The sequence below is a fragment of the Rhizobium sp. CCGE531 genome (assembly GCF_003627795.1).
Classification (GTDB): domain Bacteria; phylum Pseudomonadota; class Alphaproteobacteria; order Rhizobiales; family Rhizobiaceae; genus Rhizobium.
In genome coordinates, this window is sequence record NZ_CP032684.1 from 2229572 (window position 1) to 2249701 (window position 20130).

Below are 20130 nucleotides of genomic sequence, written 5' to 3' on the forward strand. Positions count from 1 at the left end.
CGGGGATTTTGATTCAAGATACGCCTTATATTGACGGCATGGAAAAGGGCGACCCAGAGGGCCGCCCTTACGTCACTTGGCGAAGATTGTGCCCGATCTATCGGGCGTCATGCACCTTCGAGATCAGGCCGCTCGTAATGCCGACGAGCAGGAAATTGCTTTTGATGCGAACCCAGTGATAGCCGCGCGGCGGCGCGGACAACTGATAGGCGCGATAATCGATGTCCGTCGCACGGTGCCGATCCGATGCGGACAGGCGGCGCCCCTTGACCCAGCCGCCCTTGCGGACGACGACCTTCTTCTTCACCACCTCTTTCTGCATGACGGCCTGCTTGCCGGCCGGAGCCGGCTTGACCTGCGCTGTCGCAGCCAGCGGCATCGCCAGAACGGACGCCGCAAGAAGGACGGTGAAGATTTTTCTCATTGGTTGTTTCCTCATTTCAGAATCTGCGCGCGAACTTATCGTGACAGACATGAAACGAATCTGACAGTCGAATTACAATTCGGTAATGGGCGGGATCGGCTGATGCAGCCTCGCGTCACATCACAGCAAGCCATCGCCGAACTTACAATTCATCATAGTTGAACCAGTCGAAATCCGCCGTTTTCGCCCGACCCGACGTGTCGAAGGCAAACACGCCCGCAAAAGCGCCGGTGAAGGAGCCATGCTCGCCGCGCCCGCCCTCATCCGAGATGACGCCGGCGTCGAGCATCGGCCCGATGGCCTGCCATGCTCCCATACCCTCCGCCTGCCAGAAGAACTGCAGGTCGTTGTCGCGCACTTCCATGGCAAGCTGGATCCTCCCATCGGGCACGGCGACCCCGCCCTCGATCGGAAAACTCAGGCGACCGTTCGGATAGTCGCCCGGACAGGTCATGATGGTGACGCAGCGGCCGAGCTTCTCGTGCAAGGTCACAGCAATGGCGTGCAGCTTGAAGCGATTGTAGTAATGCGTCAGGCCGGCAACCTGCTGGTAAGTGTCGGGCTCGAAGTCGACGACCGTTTCGGCGCGGAAGCTGTGGTGCTCCTGGCGGCGGGCGACAAGCGATTGCTCGAACCAGGAGCCGATGCTCTCGCGAGCGATAAGCCGCAAATGGCCAGGACGTTCCGTCAGGTTGAAGATGCGTTCCGGCTGCGGCGTGCGCAGCCATTGAAAATCCATCGGCAATTCGCGCTCATCGAAATTATAGCCGCTGCGCCGTGGCTTTTCGATGCGCTGGGCACCGTTCAAGCCAGCCACCTCGACATCGGGAACGCTGGTGCCGTTTTCGAGATAGAGCCAGCCATCCTCTTTCCACACGCATTTCTGCAGAGCGGTCTCGCGGCCGAGCGTGCAGCGACGATGAGGCGGCAAAGGCCGCCCACAAAGATGCGTATGATAGAACTGACCGTCATGGGTCTCGACATATTGGCCGTGGCCGGCACGTTGCAACGCCGCCTCCGGATGATCCCTGGAGGTGATCAGATACTTTTCCGGATGCAATTCGTAGGGTCCGGCAATGTCACGGGATCTGGCCATGGTCACGGCATGATCATAGCCGGTGCCGCCTTCCGCCGTGGTCAGATAGTACCAGCCGTTGCGCTTGAAGAGATGCGGCCCCTCGACCAGCCCCAGTTCCGTGCCGGCAAAGATGTTTCTGATCGGCCCCTTCAAGGATTTCTCCACCGGGTCCCATTCCTGCAGCAGGATGCCGTCAAAGGCCGGCGTCTTCGGCGAGCCGCCATAGCTTTCGGTACGATGGTTCCATTGCATGTTGACGAACCACTTGCGCCCGTCATCGTCATGGAACAGCGAGGGGTCGAAACCGGATGAATTGACATAAGCGGGCTCGGACCATTCGCCCTCGATGGTCGGTGACGTCACGATGTAATTATGGGCATCCTTGAAGTTGCCGTCATAGCGCTTGACGTCGGTATAGACGAGCCAGAACAGGCCATCCGCGTAGGAGAGGCAAGGCGCCCAGATGCCGCAGCTGTCGGCCTCGCCGCGCATGTCGAGCTGCGAGGCACGCTCCAGCGGCCGCCTGACGAGCGTCCAGTTCACGAGATCACGCGAATGATGGATCTGCACGCCCGGATACCATTCGAATGTCGAGGTGGCGATATAATAGTCCTCGCCGACACGGCAGATGGATGGGTCGGGGTTGAAGCCCGGCAGGATCGGATTGCGGATCATGAAACTCTCTCCTCCAGAGACTACGACAAGCGGCGATGTAAAATAGAACGCCCGGAACCAGGTTCCGGGCGTTTTATGATAGTCAGTCCCGTTCGGCCGACCTGGCCCAGAGATTGATATCCGCCTCCTTGGCATAGACATCGATCTGTTTCAGCTCTTCCGCCGTGAAGTCGAGATTGTCGAGCGCCTTGACGCAGTCGACGATCTGCGACGAGCGGCTGGCGCCGATCAGGGCCGATGTGATGCGACCGCCGCGCAGAACCCAGGCGATCGCCATCTGCGCCAGCGTCTGGCCGCGCTTCTCGGCGATTTCATTGAGCTTTCTTATATTGTCGATGATCGACGGACGAATGAAGTCGCGCTTCAGGAAGTGGTTCTGTGCCGCGCGGCTGTCGTCCGGAATGCCGCCCAGATACTTGGTCGACAGCATGCCCTGCGCGAGCGGCGAGAAGACGATGGAACCGATGCCGAGATCTTCCAGTGTGTCCACCAGGCCGTCATCTTCGACCCAGCGATTGAGCATGGAATAGCTCGGCTGATGGATCAGGCATGGCGTGCCGAGTTCCTTCAGGATTGCGGCCGCCTCGCGCGTGCGCTGCGAATTGTAGGAGGAAATCCCGACATAAAGCGCCCTGCCCGAACGGACGATATGATCGAGCGCGCCGCAGGTTTCTTCGAGCGGCGTGTCCGGATCGAAGCGATGGGAATAGAAGATATCGACATAGTCGAGGCCCATGCGCTTCAGGCTCTGGTCGCAGGAGGCGATCAGATATTTGCGGCTGCCCCATTCGCCATAGGGACCCGGCCACATATCGTAGCCTGCCTTGGAGGAGACGATCAGCTCGTCGCGCAGGCCGGCGAATTCGGTGCGCAGGATCTCGCCGAAAGCGGTCTCGGCGCTGCCGGAAGGCGGGCCGTAATTATTGGCGAGATCGAAATGGGTGATGCCGAGATCGAAGGCGGTGCGGCACATGTCGATCTTGCGGTCATGCGGCGTGTCGCCGCCGAAATTGTGCCAGAGCCCCAGCGAGACCGCCGGCAGCTTCAGACCGGAACGGCCTGTCCTGTTGTATTTCATTTTTGAATAACGATCGGATGCCGGTTGCCAGGCCATGATGGATTCCTTCGAGATGAAAAAGCGCGCGGATTGCCCACCCGCGCGCAAAACTAGCTCTTCCAGCGCTTACTTCAAGAGCGCCTGCGCCTCTTCGATGCCGAGTGCCGCCGGCTGCGTGCAGGTCGTGCTCAGGTCGATGAAACGCCCTTCCTCGCCGGACTTCAGGATCGAAGTCATGACGTCGACGCCATGCAGCGTCCGGTCCAGCGAGCAACGCGCATCCCGTCCGTCGATCAGCGACGCGGCAAGGTCGGCAAGGCCGGCCGTGCGATAATTGGCGCGGGAACCGCTCGGGCTTTCCTGGTTAGGGATGCCGAAAGGATGCGCCCAGTTTTCCAGCGGCTTGATGTCCTTGTCGCGACCGCTCGCCTCGACGGTGCCGCCGAAGAAGTTCGGATCGGGCACGTAGAGCGAGCCCTCGGTGCCGTAGAGCTCCATATTGGCATGGCGGTGCGACCAGACATCCCAGCTCGCCGTCAGCGTGATCCTTGCGCCGCTGACGAATTCCAGCAGAGCCTGGATCGTCGTCGGCGTCTTCACGGGGATGCTCTCACCATTGCGCGGCTGGCTGGTGATGGTGCGGGTCGGCGACGCCATCGAGGTCATCGCGCCGACGCGCTTCACCGGACCGATCAGGTTGATCAGGTTAGCCACGTAATAGGGACCGAGATCGAGGATCGGGCCGCCACCGGGAAGGAAGAAGAAGTCCGGGTTCGGATGCCACATTTCCATGCCCGGGCTCATGACGTAGCATGCGCCCGAGGTAACACGGCCGATGCCGCCGTCATCGATGAATTTGCGCGCGAGCTGATGCGCGCCACCAAGAAAGGTATCCGGAGCGCAGCCGACGGCGAGCCCCTTTTCCTTGGCGATACGGCGCAGCTCTTCACCCTGCTCCAGCGTCAGCACCAGCGGCTTTTCGGAGTAGACGTGCTTGCCCGCTTCGAGGATGCGCTTGGAAACCGGGAAATGCGCATCCGGAATGGTCAGGTTGACGATAACGTCGAGCTCGTCATTGGCGAGCAGCTCGTCGATGGTCTGGGCCTTGACCTTGTATTCCTCGGCGCGCAGGCGCGCCGCATCCATGTTGATATCCGCGCATGCCAGCACCTTCAGGCCCCTGAAGAGCGGCGAGAGCGAGAAATAGGTCGTTGAGATATTGCCGCATCCGATGATGCCGACGCCAAGTTCCTTAGCCATGTGGAAGTGCCTCAAAAGCTCTTGAAAGATGCGATGGAGCGGGTGATCAGGCGATCGACGTCGCTCGGATTGTCATGTTCGACGATAAAGTGCTTGGCCTTGGTGCCGGCCAGCGCCTTGAGCAGCTTCGCCCACGGGACAGTACCGTGACCGACATCTGCCCAACCGTCCTCGTTCTTGTTCTCACCAGCCGGCGCGATGTCCTTGACGTGAACGGAGGTAATGCGCGGACCCAGCTTTTCGATCCAGGCAAAGGGATCGCCGCCGCCACGGATCACCCAGGCAATGTCGGCTTCCCAGGAAATATCCGGAGCGGCCTCGAAGATCTGCTCGATCGGCATCGAACCGTCGGCCTGCTTGACGAATTCGAAGTCGTGATTGTGCCAGCCGAACTCGAAGCCGGCATCCTTGTAAGGCTTGCTCATTTCATGCAGGCGCTTGCCGAATGCGCGCCAGCCGGCGGCATCGCTCGGACGCTGGTCAGCGCCGATATGCGGCGCATAGATCGAATCCATGCCCAGCGTCTTGGCGATTGTAAGCGACTTCTGCACTTCGCCATCGAGGAAATCCGGGCTGAAATGGCCGCTCGCCATCGTCAGGCCATTCGCGTCGAGTTCGGCGCGCAGGTTCTTCAGGCCCGTCTCGTCCAGATCGGCATAGATGCCGCCAAAGCCCTCGACCTCGGCGTAGCCGGCCTTGCCGAGCTTTACGAAAATCTCCGAATAGGGCTGGAAATTGCGGGCGCTATAAAGCTGAAATCCAAGTTTCGTCATCGATAGTCCTCCATTGGCCTTCCGGCCGTCTGTCTTGGGCTTGTGGCCCCGAAAGCGCCGCCTTAACGGCGCGATAGATCAATCCCACCTACTGGCCGTCCACCGACTGGCTGGATTGCAGATCGTAGATACGGAAGTCCGGCACGCCGCCCGCCAGCGGCTTTGTCGGCGTGAAGATGATGCGGCGGCTTTCGCCGGCGGCAAGATCGAAGGCATTGTCGGAATAACGCCCCTCCACCTCGCTCTCGATCATCACGAATAGCGCAAGTCCCTTGGCGGTGACGGTGAGTTCCACCGTGCCGTTTTCCGCCTTCTCTTCCCTCAGCACCGTCAGGCCAGCGGGCTGAAGCTCCAGGGCCTTGTAGGTGCCGTGGACATAATGCCCCTCGCCGCCCATGCCGTTCGAGGCGCTGAAACGCCACGCCAGCAGGCAATCGGCCGGCACCTGATCGGCATCGATCGACAGTGCCGTCACCGCCGCATCCGGCGTGCAGACGGCATGCGCCGTGGTCAGCGGCACGCGCTCACCATCAAGCCTGAGCAGCGATACCGAAATATCGGCCGTGACGTCGGCATTGGTGTCATTGACCAGGGAGAAGCGGATCGTCTTGTTGTCTTCGGAGGGAATTGCCGCAACCGATACCGGCTGGAAGAAGCGTCGCACCAGATAATGCATCACCTTCCACCGACCGCCGTAGTCGAGACTGGACCACGAGGCCACAGGCCAGGTGTCGTTGAGCTGCCAGTAGATGGTGCCCATGCAATGCGGCTTCAGAGAGCGCCAATATTCCACCGCCGTCTTGATGGCGAGACCCTGCTGGACCTGGCTCAAATAGACGAAATTCAGGAAATCCTTCGGGAAGCGGAAATAGCGGAACATCGTGCCGGCAATGCGCTCGTTGCCGCCGGCATTCTTCTGGTGCAGCTCCATGACCGGAGAGGCGATGTTCATATCCTTCGCCTCGGCATAGGTCTTGATGACGGGCAGCGAGGTATAGGACTGGAAGCCGAATTCCGAGCAGAAGCGCGGGCGCACGGAACGATAATTGTCGAAGGACTTGTTCTCGTGCCAGACCGACCAGTAATGCATGTCGCCGGAGCCATCGGCATGCCAGGCGTCGCCGAAGTCCAGATAGCCCGACGCCGGGCTCGACGGCCACCAGATCGCGTCCGGCAGCGCCTTCTTCATCGCCCGCTCGATCGTCCTGTTCAGGCGGTCGTAGGAGACGAGGTAGCGATCACGATCCTTACGGGATTCCTCGAACCAGGTGAGCGCGCCCACCAGCTCATTGTCGCCACACCAGAGAACGATCGAGGGATGCGTTGCCAACCGGCGAACCTGATAGTCCACCTCTGCTTCGACATTCTCCAGGAAATCGCCCGTCGAGGGATAGAGATTGCAGGCGAACATGAAGTCCTGCCACACCATCAACCCAAGGCGGTCGCAGGTGTCGTAGAACCAGTCGTGCTCGTAGAAGCCGCCACCCCAGACACGGATGACATTCATATTGGCCGCCGCCGCCGATTGCAGGAGGTCCTCGGTCGCGGCCGGATTGGAGCGCGAAAACAGCGCGTCGGCCGGAATCCAGTTCGCCCCGCGCGCAAAAATCTCGCGGCCATTCACCTTCAGCGCAAAGCGGCTTCCGGCCTCATCCTCGTCGGTGATCAGCTCGACGGTGCGCAGGCCGATCTGCCGCGTGACGGTTTCGAAATTGGTTTCCACGGAGAGCGCATAGAGCGCCTGCTCGCCATTGCCAGCCGGCCACCAGAGCTTGGGCTTGTCGACATGGAAGACATGGGTGATCGAGGTTTCGCCAGCATTGACGCCGACATCGAGGCGCACCCGCTCGTCGTCGAGCGAGAAATAGAGCTGCGCGATCCCAGTTCCCTTGGCAAACAGCGCCACCGTCACCTTGAGATCGACGGAGCCGTCGTCGTTGTGAAGCTGCTGGGTGACGATCGTCTCGATGCGCGCGATCTCGAGCCTCTTCAGCGCGATCGTGCCGTAGAGGCCGAGCGGTGCGATCGCAATGTTCCAGTCCCAGCCGAAATGGCATTGCGGCTTGCGCAGCATGTTGCCGTTCGGGATCGGCGAATTGCCCGTGCTGTAGGGAATGTAGAAAGGTTGCTTCGCCTGCAGGGCGGCGCCTGCCGCGATGCTCGAATGCAGGACGATGCGAATGGTGTTCTCACCGGTCTTCAGCGCCTTGGACACATCGGGACGATAGCGCTGGAAGCAATTGTTGGCCGCCAGCACGAGCGTATCGTTGACATAGACGCTTGCGACGGTGTCGAGATAATCGATATCGAGATACCAGTCGCCGCTGATATCATCGAGCGTGAAGCTGCGCGTCAGCTCCCAATCCTGCTTGGCGACCCACTGCACCACCTCTTCATTGCGGCCGAAATAGGGATCGGGAATAAGCCCTTCCGCATGCAGCGCCGAGTGGACATCGCCGGGCAGCGACATGGCAACCGAATCGTCGCTGTCGGGAGAGGTCAGCCTCCACGACCCGGCCAGATCGACGGTGAAATTATCATTGATCGAAGACGACATCGGACCTCCTCGGACCGCTGCAAAGAAGGAGGCGGTCAGACCGCCTCCGGGCATGTGATCATATTCTGAGTTCTGTCTGCGCATCAAAGAGCGATGCGAGAGACATGTCAAAGCCAAGCTTTACGGCCGAACCGGGGCCAAAGCGCCTCGCGCCGTTGACGCGAACCGACATCGTATGGCCGGCATGATTCAGCCACAGCAGATTATCGGCGCCCATCGGCTCCTCAATATCGACGGTGGCATTGTGGACCTCGGCGCCGGACGCAGCCGCCTCATTGACCTTGATGTGCTCGGGACGGACGCCCAGCACGACCTTACGGCCTGCCTGCAGCGCCTCGCCGGCCTTGTAGCCATCGAGAGAAAACAGCACGTCGCTGGTCGCGAATACGACCTTGCCTTCGCGGTTCACCAACTCGCCCTTGAGGAAGTTCATGGACGGAGAGCCGATGAAGCCTGCGACGAAGAGATTGCGCGGCTCGTTATAGATCGTCGTGGGATCGTCGAGCTGCATGATGACGCCGTTCTTCATGATCGCGATGCGGTCGGCAAGCGTGAGCGCCTCGATCTGGTCATGGGTGACGTAGATCATCGTGTTCTTCAGCGACTGGTGCAGCCGCTTGATTTCCACGCGCAGCTCCGAGCGCAGCTTGGCGTCGAGGTTCGACAGCGGCTCGTCGAAGAGGAAGACGTCGACATCGCGCACCAGGGCACGGCCGATCGCGACGCGCTGGCGCTGGCCGCCCGAAAGCTCGGCCGGCTTGCGCTTCAGGAGCGGCTGGATCTGCAGAATCTCGGCCGCCCGCGCGATGCGCTTGTCGATCTCCGCTTGCGGCACCTTGGCGACGCGCAGGCCGAAGGACAGGTTCTTCTCGACCGTCATCTGCGGATAAAGGGCGTAGGACTGGAACACCATGCCGATGCCGCGATCCTTGGGCTCTTCCCAGGTGACGTTCTTGCTCTTGATGAAGATCTGCCCCTCGGTGATATCGAGCAGGCCGGCGATGCAGTTGAGCAAGGTCGACTTGCCGCAGCCCGACGAACCGAGCAGCACCAGGAATTCGCCGTCATTGATCTCAAGATTGAGGTTCTTCAGAACGGTGACCGCGCCGAAATCGAGCGACAGGTCTTTGATGGAAACGCTGCTGTTCATGGATCACCCCTTCACTGCGCCGGCGGCGATGCCCCGAACGAAAAGCCGTCCGGAGACGAAATAGACGATAAGTGGAACAAGGCCGGTAAGGATCGTTGCCGCCATGTTGACGTTGTATTCCTTCACGCCCTGGACAGAATTGACGATGTTATTGAGCTGGACGGTCATCGGATAGTACTCAGGCCTGGTGAAGACGACGCCGAACAGGAAGTCGTTCCAGATACCCGTGATCTGCAGGATCATGGCGACGACGAAGATCGGCAGCGACATGGGCAGCATGATGCGCAGGAAAATCTGCCAGAAGCCGGCGCCGTCGATGCGCGCGGCCTTGAAAAGCTCCGCAGGCAGCGACGCGAAATAATTGCGGAACAGCAAGGTCAGGATCGGCATGCCGAAGATGCTGTGCACCAGGATAAGCCCGCTGAGCGTACCGTAGATACCGATTTCGCGCAGGACGATGACGATCGGATAGATCATCACCTGATAGGGGATGAACGCGCCGACGATGAGGATCGAGAAGAAGAAATCCGCGCCCTTGAACCGCCAGTTGGCGAGCGCATAGCCGTTGACCGAAGCAATCGCGATCGAGAGGATCGTGGACGGCACGGTAATGCGGACGGAATTCCAGAAGCCGCGGGAAAGACCGTCGCAATTGAGGCCGGTGCAAGCCGTTGCCCAGGCTTTCACCCATGGTTCGAATGTGATCTCGAGCGGCGGCGAGAAGATGTTGCCGAGCCGGATTTCCGGCATTCCCTTCAGCGAGGTGACGATCATCACATAAAGCGGCAACAGATAGTAGATCGCGGCAACGAAGAGCGTGCCGTAGAGCATGATGTTGCGGCCGGAAATCACCCGGCGCGGCTTGCGGCCACTCGGTCCCGAGAGCGTCTTGTCCTTCGAGGCAACATCGCCGTTCGCATTCTTGAGAGTAATAGTATCAGCCACGTTTGCGCCCTCCGCCGAATTCCAGGTAAGCCCAGGGGATGACGACGATCGCGACGGTCAACAGCATCATGGTGGAAGCTGCAAATCCCTGGCCGAGATTCTGTGCCTGGAACATGTAGTCGTAGACGTATTTCGCCGGGACTTCCGAAGCGATGCCGGGTCCGCCGCTCGTTTGCGCGACGACGAGGTCGTAGACCTTGACGATACCGCTGGCGATGATGACCAGGGTCGTGATGAAGACCGGGCGCATCATCGGAATGATAACGAACAGATAGGTCTTCCACATGGGTATCCCATCCACGCGCGCCGCTTTCCAGATATCTTCGTCGATGCCGCGCAGGCCGGCGAGCATCAGGCACATCACGAGGCCTGTTCCCTGCCAGAGTGCTGCGATCAGCACGCCATAGATGACGATGCTCGGCGTGTAGAGCGGATCGAAAGCGAAGGTCGTCCAACCGAGCGAACGCACCACCGACTGGATGCCGAATTCGGGATTGAGCAGCCATTGCCAGACGAGGCCGGTGACGATGAAAGAGAGGGCGAAAGGATAGAGGAAAATCGTGCGGAACGTGTTTTCGAACCGGATCTTCTGGTCCATCAGCGCAGCTAGCATAAAGCCAATGACGAGACTGAAGATCATGGAAAGAATGCCGTAAACAGCGAGATTCTCGATGGACATGACCCAACGCGGCGCTGCCCACAAACGGTAGTATTGGTCCAGTCCGACAAAGCTGAGACGTGGCAGCAGCTTTGAATTGGTGAAGGAATAAACCACCGTCCAGATTGTGCCGCCAAGGAAGATGACGACGGCCGTCAGGATCATTGGAATGGATGCAATCTTCGAGTTCAGATTGCGCAGAAATTGATTTGGCCGGCCGGCTTTCGCGTGACCCGTCATTGTAGCTCCTTCTGAAGCGCGACTGCTTCGATGATCAGGAACTGGGCTACACCGCGGTTCCTGTCGCTCCCTCCTCATCCACGGCCGAACGTCACATCCCTGTGGGTCCGCCGCCCAAGAGGCGCTGTAGCCAGCCGGATCACAGGGCATGTCCCGGCCGTGATACCGACCCGCAACGCGAGGCCGGTATCACTACAGCGAGAAGATAGAGATCAGTCGGCAGCAGCGATGATCTCGGCGAAGCGCTTCTGAGCCGCTTCCGGCGTCATCGAAGGATTGGCGAAGAACTCGGAGAACAGGTCTTCCTTCTGCTTCTGCGTGTCGGCAGAAAGAAGCTGGTCCGTACCCTTGATCACGTTACCCTTCTTCAGAATCTCCAGGCCCTTCTTCATGCAATCATTGGCGGCCGTGAGATCCACGTCGCCACGCACGGGCAGCGAGCCCTTCTTCAGGTTGAAGGCAACCTGCGTCTTCGGATCGAGAAGCGTCTTGGCGAGAGCATCCTGAGCCTTCGACTTGGCCTCGTCCTTCAGCAGCGGGAAGTAGAACGCATCACCGCCCGTCGAGATGATTTCGTTGACGCCGAGACCCGGAAGGCAGGTATAGTCCGTGCCGGCCTTCTGACCCGCGAGGGCAAATTCGCCCTGCGCCCAATCGCCCATGATCTGGCCGCCGGCCTTGCCGGTGATGACCATGTTCGTGGCCTGGTTCCAATCCTGAACGTTGGAGCCCTTGGACATCTTGCGGGCATCGTCGGCGGCCTTGAAGACCTTGGCGATTTCCGGCCCAGCCGCTACTTTCGCATCCCTGTCGCCAAATACTTTCTGGAAGGTGTCCTTGCCGGCGATGGCGACCATCAGCACGTCGAAGGCGCCGGTCGCCTGCCAGGGCTGACCGCCTATGGCAAGCGGAACGATCCCGGCCTTCTCCAGCGCGGGAGCTGCGGCGACAAACTCATCCCAGTTCTTTGGAACCTCGACGCCGGCCTTCTTGAAGGCTGCGTTCGAAAGCCAGAGCCACTGCCAGGAATGGATATTGACCGGCGCACAATAGATCTTGCCGTTGATCGTGCAGGAATCGAGCAGGCTGGATGGGCGAATGATGTCCTTCCAGTGCTCTTTCGTAGCGACATCGGTCAGGTCGCGCATGAGGCCCGCCTGCACCAGTTCCTCGGCCTGGCGGCCGTGGTTGAATTGGGTGGCGCCCATCGGATCGCCGCCGGTAATGCGGCTGATCATGATCGGACGCGCAGTCCCACCCGAGCCGGCGATCGCGCCATCGACCCAGTGATTGCCGGTGGCGTCGAAAGCCTTTGCCAACTCGGCCACAGCGGCTGCTTCGCCGCCCGAGGTCCACCAATGCGTAACCTCAAGATCGGCCGCATTTGCCGAAAAAGCCGGAGCCGCGACAGATGCGAGCAAAGCGGCAGCCATTAAACGAATATTCATGAGTTCTCCTCCCTCACTGAAACGTTGCCGGAAAAACGTAGTCGAATCATTTTCGCCGCGCAACCGCCAACTCTGGATTTTTTTCGACAATGGGTGATTATACAACCTATGAGTAAATTATCGCCTGCAAAATCAAGTCGACGACACCCGCTTTTCAACAGGTTGGCATCATGGCATGATTTTGTATATCGTTGATTATAAATAATATAATTATGAAAATGCATCGACGGCATCTTTGATGCCATACCATGGATGGAAAGCGATTTGCCGGCAGGCGTGGATACAACTCTTAGAAATACCGCCGAAATACCCGTCTAAAATAGTACTCGACATTCGTACTGTATCGTTACAGTTTCTATCTTGAGCGGAGGAGACGTGGCGTTTCGCCTGTGCTTGCGATGCAGGCGTGGGCAATATAAGCGGATTGGCCGCGGGAGGCGGCCGGGAGGCAAGCTTGAACGGAATGGACAATAAGAAAACTTCAGGCGGCGGCACGCAGTCTGGGCCCGAGCGGCCAACACTGAAGACGATCGCCTTCATGACGGGGCTTGGAATCACCACCGTTTCGCGCGCGCTGAAAGATGCGCCCGACATCGGCGCCGAAACCAAGGAGCGCGTGCGCATGGTCGCCCGCCAACTGGGTTATCAGCCGAACCGCGCCGGCGTGCGCCTCAGAACCGGCAAGACCAACGTCATCGCCCTGGTGCTGAGCATCGACGAAGAAATCATGGGCTTTACCAGCCACATCGTCTTCGGCATCTCCGAGGTCCTGGCCGGCACGCAATATCACCTGGTCATCACGCCGCATTCGCACAGCAAGGATCCGCTGGTGCCGGTGCGCTATATTCTCGACACCGGGTCCGCCGACGGCGTCATCATATCGCGTACGGAGCCGGACGATCCGCGCGTCGAGCTCATGCATGATCGCAACATGCCTTTCGCCACGCATGGACGCACGGATATGGGCATCACCCACCCCTTCCATGATTTCGACAACGAAGCCTTCGCGCACGACGCCGTCCGTGCGCTGGTTGCGAGAGGGCGGCGTCGCCTGGCGCTGCTGCAGCCCTCCAGCAAGCTTACCTACTATTCCCATACCCGCATCGGCTTCCAGACCGGCCTACATCAATATGGTGCGGAGGAGGTCCCGCTCAGGATAACCACCGACAACGCGCTTGCCGATATCAAGGACACGACCGAAGCGCTGATGCGCTCTCCGCATGCGCCTGACGGGATCATCTGCTCCAGCAGCGGCGGCGCCATCGCCGTCAATGCCGGCATCGAGGCGGCGGGCTTCCGCCTCGGCCGCGACATCGACATGGTCGCCAAGCAATCGGCCGATGTCTTGAGCTGGATCAGGCCCGAGATCATCACGGTGTCGGAAGATTTCCGCCATGCCGGCCGGGAACTCGCCAAGGCAGTCATCGCCCGTATCGACGGGGTGGAGCCGAAACTGCTGCAAAGCATCAGCCCGCCCGTCTGGCCGAACAGCTGACAACGAAAGGCCCGCCGGATTTCTCCGGCGAGCCTTTTCATTTCAGATTCTGCAGTTTCTTTTAACCGTTCGCGCCGCTGCCCCATGGGCCGTGATGGATATCCTTGCCGTCGACACGGTCGAAACCGTGCGCACCAAAGAAGTCGCGCTGCGCCTGGATCAGGTTGGCGGTGCCGCGAGCCTGGCGATAGGCGTCGAAATAGGTCAGCGCCGAAGCAAGAGCGGGAACCGGCAGGCCGGCAGCGGTCGCAGCCGAAACGATGCGACGCAGCGACGGGATCGATTCCTTGACCATATCGGCAAAGGCCGGCGTGACGATCAGGTTCGCCGCATCCGGGGTCTTGGTGAAGGCGCTGGTGATTTCGTCGAGGAACTGCGACCGGATGATGCAGCCGGCACGCCAGATCTTGGCGATAACAGGCATCGGCAGCGACCAGTTGAACTCCTTCGAGGCCTCCGCCATGACTGCAAAGCCCTGCGCATAGGCGCCGATCTTGGCGGCGAATAGCGCAAGCTCGAGATCCTTCAGCAAGTCGGGACCGAAGCCGATCGGGAACTTGTAGTCCGGCGTGCCGAAGATCTTCTCGGCTGCTTCGCGCTGGCTCTTGATGGCCGACAGGCTGCGGGCGGCAACGGCCGCCTCGATCGCGGTTGCCGGAATGCCCATGTTCTGCGCTTCGATGGCAGACCACTTACCGGTGCCCTTCTGGCCGGCCTTGTCGAGAATGACATCAGGCATGGCGCTACCGGTCGCCGGGTCCTTGGCGGCCAGAACCTTCTCGGTGATCTCAATCAGGTAGGAATTCAGGCGGCCCTTGTTCCAGTCGCCGAAGATCGAGCTGATTTCAGCCGCGTTCTTGCCGAGACCGTCGCGCAGAATGCCGTAGATCTCGGCGATCATCTGCATGTCGGCATATTCGATGCCGTTGTGGATGGTCTTGACGAAATGACCGGCGCCGTCATTGCCGAGCCAGGCAACGCAAGGGTCATCCTTGTATTTGGCGGCAATCGAGGTCAGGACCTTCTCGACGCGCTTGTAGGAGTCTTCCGTGCCGCCGACCATGATGGACGGGCCGTGACGGGCTCCTTCCTCGCCGCCGGATACACCCATGCCGATGAAGGTCAGGCCGGTATCCTTCAGACGATCGAAACGGGCGATCGTGTCGCGGAAATTGGCATTGCCGGCGTCGATCATGATGTCGCCCTTGTCGAGATGCGGCTGCAGCGCCGCCATCTGCTGGTCGACCGGCTCGCCGGCCTTGATCATGATGATGATCGGCCGCGGCGGACGGATCGCATCGACGAACTCCTCGATCGTCTTGCAGGGAATAATCTTGTCCTTGAGCGCGCCAGCATTCGCGTAGAATTCATCCGTTACTTGCGGCGTACGGTTGAAGACCGCGATCTTGTTGCCTTTTTCGGCAATGTTGAGCGCCAGATTCGATCCCATTACCGCGAGACCGATCAGCCCGATTTCTGCCTTTTCCACGACAATCCTCCAATGAGTCTTTGACTGCGCCCGGCCCTACCCTGAAGACCCGGAAGACGCATCAACATCCGATATGACGCAATGCCCTCGACGCGACCTGCGACGGCCCTACGTTCGGCGTTGTTGTTGCACTCCGGACGGAAAACGGCAAGCCTTCGCGAGCCGTGAATCGTCCCCTTTGCAGGACTGTGCAAGAATGTTGCTGGATTCGTGATTTATCCATTTCCCGAAGCCGCATTGCCTGACCGATCGTCAGCCCATGAGGGATATAGAGGAGGAAAACACCATGTCGACCATGAATACGAAGATCGTGCATATCTCCGTCGATCGTAACTGGAAGGAAGTCTATGGCTACGCCAGCCGTCCGGAAAACATGCCTTTCTGGGCTTCGGGCCTGGCATCGGGACTGACGCAGGACGGAGACGAATGGGTCGCGGAAGGTCCCCTCGGCACCGCTCGCGTGCGCTTCTCGCCCCGCAACGACTTCGGCGTCATCGATCATCGGGTGACGCTCGAATCCGGCCTGCAGGTTCACAATGCGTTGCGCGTCGTACCGAATGGCGATGGTTGCGAGGTCATGTTCACCCTGCTCCAGCTACCCGGCATGACCGAAGAACAGTTTGCCGCCGATGCCGCGCACATAATGAAGGATCTGAAGACACTGAAAGAGCTTATGGAGCGCTGAAGCAATTCCAATGAGATAGAGCAGCACCGAGATCCCGCGAAGAACTGAACAGCTCCAGGCGCCCTTACAGCGAGCGCAACGTCCAATCGATGAGCTCGCCGGCCACGCCCGCAAACGCCGCGTCGAGCGCGCGGACGAAATCCGGGTTGCCGCCGCCGGTCACCGGCACGACCTTGCGGAAGACATTCTGTGCCTTCACCGTACCGGTGCGGTCGTTCAGGATCTTTTCCGAGATTTCGACCGTCGCCGTCTTCTGGCCGCCGGAGGTATTGATCTCGAAGGAGCGGATGTCGGTAACGATCTGATAGTCGATCGCAAGGCCCTGCCCCGGCACGCCGACGCCGCCGAGTTTACCGGTATTCTCGAAGGCTTCCACCAGCTTCGACTGCACCATCCTGCTCAGCTTGTCGCTCCATTGCGACTTGCCGAGATACTGGATTTCCGAAGGCGAGACGCGGATGACGATCTGGTTGCTGTCCAGTGCCTGCAGTGCCGTCGGTGGCGGGATGAGGATCTGGCGGTTCTTGATCGAGGGCCCGTTCGCCTTCACCGAAGCGGAAAGATCGTAGGTGTCATTGTTGGAGGCGGTTCCACAGCCTCCGAGCAAGGCTGCGAGCACCGGCAATGCGATCACAGCTTTCCACACCTGATGACGCTCACTCGACACGCAACCGACCATGTTCCGCTTATCCCCTGGAAATCAGATATCGCTATTCATCAATGCCGCGCGCGGCCATCATATGTCTTGACCGTATCGCCGCCGAAAATCAGGCGCTGCGGATTGCGGTCGAAATTTGTGATTGTACTATTCAGATTGTCAACCGTGCCCCGCATGTCATTGATCAGGGTCTGCGCATCGCGCAGGCCACCGCTTGAGAACTTCTGCAGATTGTCGGCGATCGGGCCGATGCGCGAATTGAGATTGTCAGCCGTCTTCTTGAAGGATTCGAGCGTTTCCTTGGCCTGGGCAAACAGCGACTGCGTGCTGTCACTACCGAGCAGGGAATCGACCTTCGTCAGTATGCCGTCGACCTTGCCGGACGCCGCATTGAGCTTGGTGGAGATATCGCGGGCATTGGCGATCGTCTGATCGATATCCCGCTGATGGGAGGCGACGGAGTTGGCGACATCGCGGATCGACGCGACGGCTGCGCGCGCCTGCTTCGTCGCCTCGGCAACGTCATCGACCGATCCCCTGACCTTGGCCGGATCAATCGATGCGATGATCTGGTCGACCTGCTCGAGCGTCTTTTGCGCCTTCTGGCCGAAAGCATTGTAAGTATCGGCCGTCTGCTTGAAGCTCGCAACGGTCGCCTTCAGGTCGGTCGTGGCGTCCGCCACGTTCGCCGTAATCTTGTCGGCATTGGCAATGACGTCGTTGACCTTCTGGGCATCGACCGCGCGCACCAGCTTCTCGATCGCATCCAGCGTCGAGTCGACGCGGACCGAGACCGTCTTGAAGGTATCGGACAGCTGTCCGACGCTTGCCAGGAACCTGTCGATATTGTCGGAGTTGTCGGCGACGGCCTTGGAGAATTTCTGCGCGTTGCGCACCGTGTCGGTCAAAGGCCCGCGCGAATCCGAAACAAATCCCTGGATGTCGCCGATCGTGTCGTTGGCGCGGTTGAGAATCTTGTCGGCCGTCGCCAGCAGGTTGGTCACGCTCGATTGATCGGCAAGCAGCACCGCGCGCTTGCCGGTATCGACCGAACGCTTCAGGATGTTCTCGTCGGCGTTGCGGCCGCCGGAAAGCTCGATGTAGGCGGCACCCGTCAGGCCCTGAATTTCCAGGATGGCCTTGGTCGAGGTATAGACCGGCGCGTCAGCGCGCACCTGGGTGAAAGCCAGAGAATAATTGGGATCGTCGGCATCGATCGACAGACCCTGCACCGAGCCGACCTGGATGCCGTTGAAGCGAACAGGCGAACCGACGCTCAAGCCGTTTGCCGAACCGGGAATGCGCACCACGAGCTCGACCATCGGACCGCCGCGGCCGTACTCGGCCATCCAGTAGACGAAACCGAAGGCCGCCGCGATAACCAGCAGCGTGAAGAACCCGACGATCGTATAATTCGCTTTGGTTTCCATTGTCTCCAGTCACTTCTCGCGGCCGTTGGCGCTTGCGCCTTTGTCGTCGTTGTGCCCCCTGATGTCTTCCCGCGGCACGATCGAACGTGCGCGCTTTCCCCTGAAGTAGGATTGCACCCAGGGGTCATCGCAGGCGAGCATGTCCTCGACCGTACCTTCCACCAATACCCGCTTCTGTCCGAGGACAGCAATACGGTCGCAGACGGAAAACAGGCTGTCGAGGTCGTGAGTCACCATATAAACGGTCAGGCCGAGCGTGTCGCGCAGCCTGGCGATCAGCTCGTCAAATTCGCTGGCACCGATCGGATCGAGGCCGGACGTCGGCTCGTCGAGGAAAACGAGGTCCGGATCGAGCGCCAGGGCTCTCGCCAGCGCTGCGCGCTTGATCATGCCGCCGGAAAGCTCGGAAGGATATTTGTCGGCGGCATCCGCGGCGAGACCTACCATGCGGATCTTCATCAGCGCCAGTTCGTCCATCATCTCCTGCGGCAGATCGAGATATTCCCGCATCGGTACCTGGATGTTTTCCTTCACCGTCAGGGACGAAAACAGCGCGCCCTGCTGGAAGAGGACGCCTAGCCGCATGTCGAGCTGGTTTCGCTCCGGCTCGGAGAGCGTGTCATAGTCCTCACCGAGGATCTCGATCTTGCCCGAGCGCCGTGGCAGCAGCCGCAGCACCGTGCGCAGCAGCACCGATTTGCCCGCGCCGGAAGCCCCGACGAAACCCAGGATTTCGCCGCGATAAATATTCAGGTTCAATTTATCCAGAACGACTTTCGATCCGAAAGCGACGGTGACATCCTGTGCCGACAGCACGATATCGCGGCCATGCTCATCTTTCTGCAGCGGAATTTCCGAGTGAAGCGCGCTCATCCCTGCCATTCCTCAGAAGTCGATTGCTGCGTAGAACATGGCAAAGAGCCCGTCCATCAGAATGACGACGAAGATCGACTTCACCACCGCCGAGGTCACGTGCTGGCCAAGGGATTCGGCACTGCCTCCGACCTTCAGTCCCTCCACCGCCGCGACGATGCCGATAACCAGCGCCATGAACGGCGCCTTGATCATGCCCGAAATGACCGTCGACAGGCTGATCGCCTCATGCAGGCGGGAGATGAAGGTCGCAAAAGTGATGCCGGAATAGCCCCAGGCGACCATCGCGGCGCCGAAAAGCGAAGCGAAGTTGGCAAGGACCGTCAGCAAGGGCAAAGCCACCGTCAATGCCACCAGCCGCGGGAAAATCAACACACCGATAGGGTTCAGGCCCATAACCTTCAGCGCGTCGACTTCCTCGCGCATCTTCATCGAGCCGATTTCCGCGGTGATTGCGCTGCCGGAGCGGCCGGCGATCATGATCGCGGTCAAAAGCACGCCGATTTCGCGCAATTGCAGGATGCCGACCAGATCGACGACGAAGACTTCAGCGCCGAAATAGCGCAGCTGGAAAGCGCCCTGCTGCGCGATGATGGCGCCGATCAGCGATGACATCAGCAGGATGATCGGAACCGCGCGCACCGCCATGTGGTCGATCTGGTTGACGATCGACGCCGGCGAAACGCCGCTGCCGCGCCCGAATTTGAGCTGCGCACCGCGCACGGCCGAACCCAATATATACATGGCGGCGACAAGATTGCCCCAGATCTCGTAGACGCTCTTGCCGATCGGCGCGAGAATCCGCTCCGCCAACGATGTCTTCGGTTTTGGCTCTCCGGCCTCAGCATCGGGATCTTCATCGAATGCCGTTAGCAATTCGTCGATATGCGGATTGGAGCCTTCGATCGCGACGTGGGCCTTATGTGCTTCCTGGCTTTCCTTGAGCCGGCGGATCAGCAGCGCACCCGCCGTGTCGACATCCGAAAGCCCGGAAAGATCGATCACGACTTCGCCGCCGGAGCTGCGCTTCGACAGCTGCTCGATCTGCCGCAGCACGCCGTGCACATTGGCGCTACGCCAATTGCCCTCCAGCCGATAGCGATGACCCGCGCCCTCGGGCGCATCGTCGATCCTCGGTGCATCGGACTTTTGTTCGGCCGCTTTCAAATTCACGCGTCTTTCAAATCTGGCACAACATGCGCCGACTCGGAGAGCCCGCATGGTCAATGCTTCAT

17 protein-coding genes are annotated in these 20130 nt (G+C 60.0%); 2 read left to right on the forward strand and 15 right to left on the reverse strand.

The features are described 5' to 3' along the window. Nucleotides 1–97: 97 nt before the first annotated feature. The 10 genes from CCGE531_RS10875 to CCGE531_RS10920 form a co-directional block, all read right to left on the reverse strand. A complete protein-coding gene (locus CCGE531_RS10875; protein WP_120664161.1) occupies nucleotides 98–424 on the reverse strand; it encodes an RcnB family protein in 327 nt (108 codons plus the stop codon). Between the two features lie 142 nt (nucleotides 425–566). Beyond that, entirely contained in the window at nucleotides 567–2177 is a 1611-nt protein-coding gene (locus CCGE531_RS10880) for a glycoside hydrolase family 43 protein (protein WP_120664162.1), read from the reverse strand. 82 nt (nucleotides 2178–2259) lie between these two features. Next, complete coding sequence (gene mgrA, locus CCGE531_RS10885) at nucleotides 2260–3291, reverse strand: L-glyceraldehyde 3-phosphate reductase (RefSeq protein WP_120666727.1); 1032 nt, start codon at nucleotides 3289–3291, stop codon at nucleotides 2260–2262. A 69-nt stretch (nucleotides 3292–3360) separates the two neighbouring features. After that, the gene (locus tag CCGE531_RS10890; RefSeq protein WP_120664163.1) at nucleotides 3361–4494 is read right to left on the reverse strand and encodes a Gfo/Idh/MocA family oxidoreductase; all 1134 of its coding nucleotides are present in this window, start codon (nucleotides 4492–4494) and stop codon (nucleotides 3361–3363) included. A gap of 11 nt (nucleotides 4495–4505) precedes the next feature. Beyond that, a complete protein-coding gene (locus tag CCGE531_RS10895) occupies nucleotides 4506–5267 on the reverse strand; it encodes a sugar phosphate isomerase/epimerase (RefSeq protein WP_120664164.1) in 762 nt (253 codons plus the stop codon). 88 nt (nucleotides 5268–5355) lie between these two features. Next, nucleotides 5356–7824 carry a glycoside hydrolase family 2 protein gene (locus tag CCGE531_RS10900; RefSeq protein ID WP_120664165.1) on the reverse strand — a complete coding sequence of 823 codons (2469 nt, stop codon included), beginning with the start codon at nucleotides 7822–7824 and terminating at the stop codon, nucleotides 5356–5358. Between the two features lie 58 nt (nucleotides 7825–7882). Continuing rightward, the gene (locus CCGE531_RS10905; RefSeq protein WP_120664166.1) at nucleotides 7883–8974 is read right to left on the reverse strand and encodes an ABC transporter ATP-binding protein; all 1092 of its coding nucleotides are present in this window, start codon (nucleotides 8972–8974) and stop codon (nucleotides 7883–7885) included. A gap of 3 nt (nucleotides 8975–8977) precedes the next feature. After that, nucleotides 8978–9907, reverse strand: coding sequence for a carbohydrate ABC transporter permease (locus tag CCGE531_RS10910; protein WP_245459123.1), 930 nt, complete (start codon nucleotides 9905–9907; stop codon nucleotides 8978–8980). A gap of 4 nt (nucleotides 9908–9911) precedes the next feature. Then, a complete protein-coding gene (locus tag CCGE531_RS10915) occupies nucleotides 9912–10817 on the reverse strand; it encodes a sugar ABC transporter permease (RefSeq protein ID WP_120664168.1) in 906 nt (301 codons plus the stop codon). A gap of 212 nt (nucleotides 10818–11029) precedes the next feature. Continuing rightward, the gene (locus CCGE531_RS10920; RefSeq protein ID WP_120664169.1) at nucleotides 11030–12265 is read right to left on the reverse strand and encodes an ABC transporter substrate-binding protein; all 1236 of its coding nucleotides are present in this window, start codon (nucleotides 12263–12265) and stop codon (nucleotides 11030–11032) included. Nucleotides 12266–12728: 463 nt separating this feature from the next. Between CCGE531_RS10920 and CCGE531_RS10925 the strand changes: the two genes are divergently transcribed. Continuing rightward, nucleotides 12729–13760, forward strand: a complete 1032-nt coding sequence (locus CCGE531_RS10925) for a LacI family transcriptional regulator (protein ID WP_120664170.1) — start codon at nucleotides 12729–12731, stop codon at nucleotides 13758–13760. 61 nt (nucleotides 13761–13821) lie between these two features. Here the strand turns inward: CCGE531_RS10925 and gndA are convergent, their stop codons facing one another. Further along, nucleotides 13822–15249, reverse strand: a complete 1428-nt coding sequence (gene gndA, locus CCGE531_RS10930; RefSeq protein ID WP_120664171.1) for an NADP-dependent phosphogluconate dehydrogenase — start codon at nucleotides 15247–15249, stop codon at nucleotides 13822–13824. Between the two features lie 286 nt (nucleotides 15250–15535). On the opposite strand from gndA, the gene CCGE531_RS10935 reads away from it, so the two are divergent. Continuing rightward, entirely contained in the window at nucleotides 15536–15934 is a 399-nt protein-coding gene (locus tag CCGE531_RS10935) for an SRPBCC family protein (protein ID WP_120664172.1), read from the forward strand. Nucleotides 15935–15998: 64 nt separating this feature from the next. Here the strand turns inward: CCGE531_RS10935 and CCGE531_RS10940 are convergent, their stop codons facing one another. From CCGE531_RS10940 to CCGE531_RS10955, 4 genes are read right to left on the reverse strand one after another with little or no spacing between them, the layout of a single operon-like run. After that, a complete protein-coding gene (locus CCGE531_RS10940; protein WP_120664173.1) occupies nucleotides 15999–16613 on the reverse strand; it encodes an ABC-type transport auxiliary lipoprotein family protein in 615 nt (204 codons plus the stop codon). Between the two features lie 38 nt (nucleotides 16614–16651). Further along, nucleotides 16652–18022 carry an MlaD family protein gene (locus tag CCGE531_RS10945; protein ID WP_120664174.1) on the reverse strand — a complete coding sequence of 457 codons (1371 nt, stop codon included), beginning with the start codon at nucleotides 18020–18022 and terminating at the stop codon, nucleotides 16652–16654. A 9-nt stretch (nucleotides 18023–18031) separates the two neighbouring features. After that, a complete protein-coding gene (locus CCGE531_RS10950; RefSeq protein ID WP_120664175.1) occupies nucleotides 18032–18895 on the reverse strand; it encodes an ATP-binding cassette domain-containing protein in 864 nt (287 codons plus the stop codon). Nucleotides 18896–18907: 12 nt separating this feature from the next. Beyond that, nucleotides 18908–20116: an MlaE family lipid ABC transporter permease subunit gene (locus CCGE531_RS10955; protein WP_245458834.1), complete on the reverse strand. Its 1209-nt coding sequence runs from the start codon at nucleotides 20114–20116 to the stop codon at nucleotides 18908–18910. Nucleotides 20117–20130 lie beyond the last annotated feature (14 nt).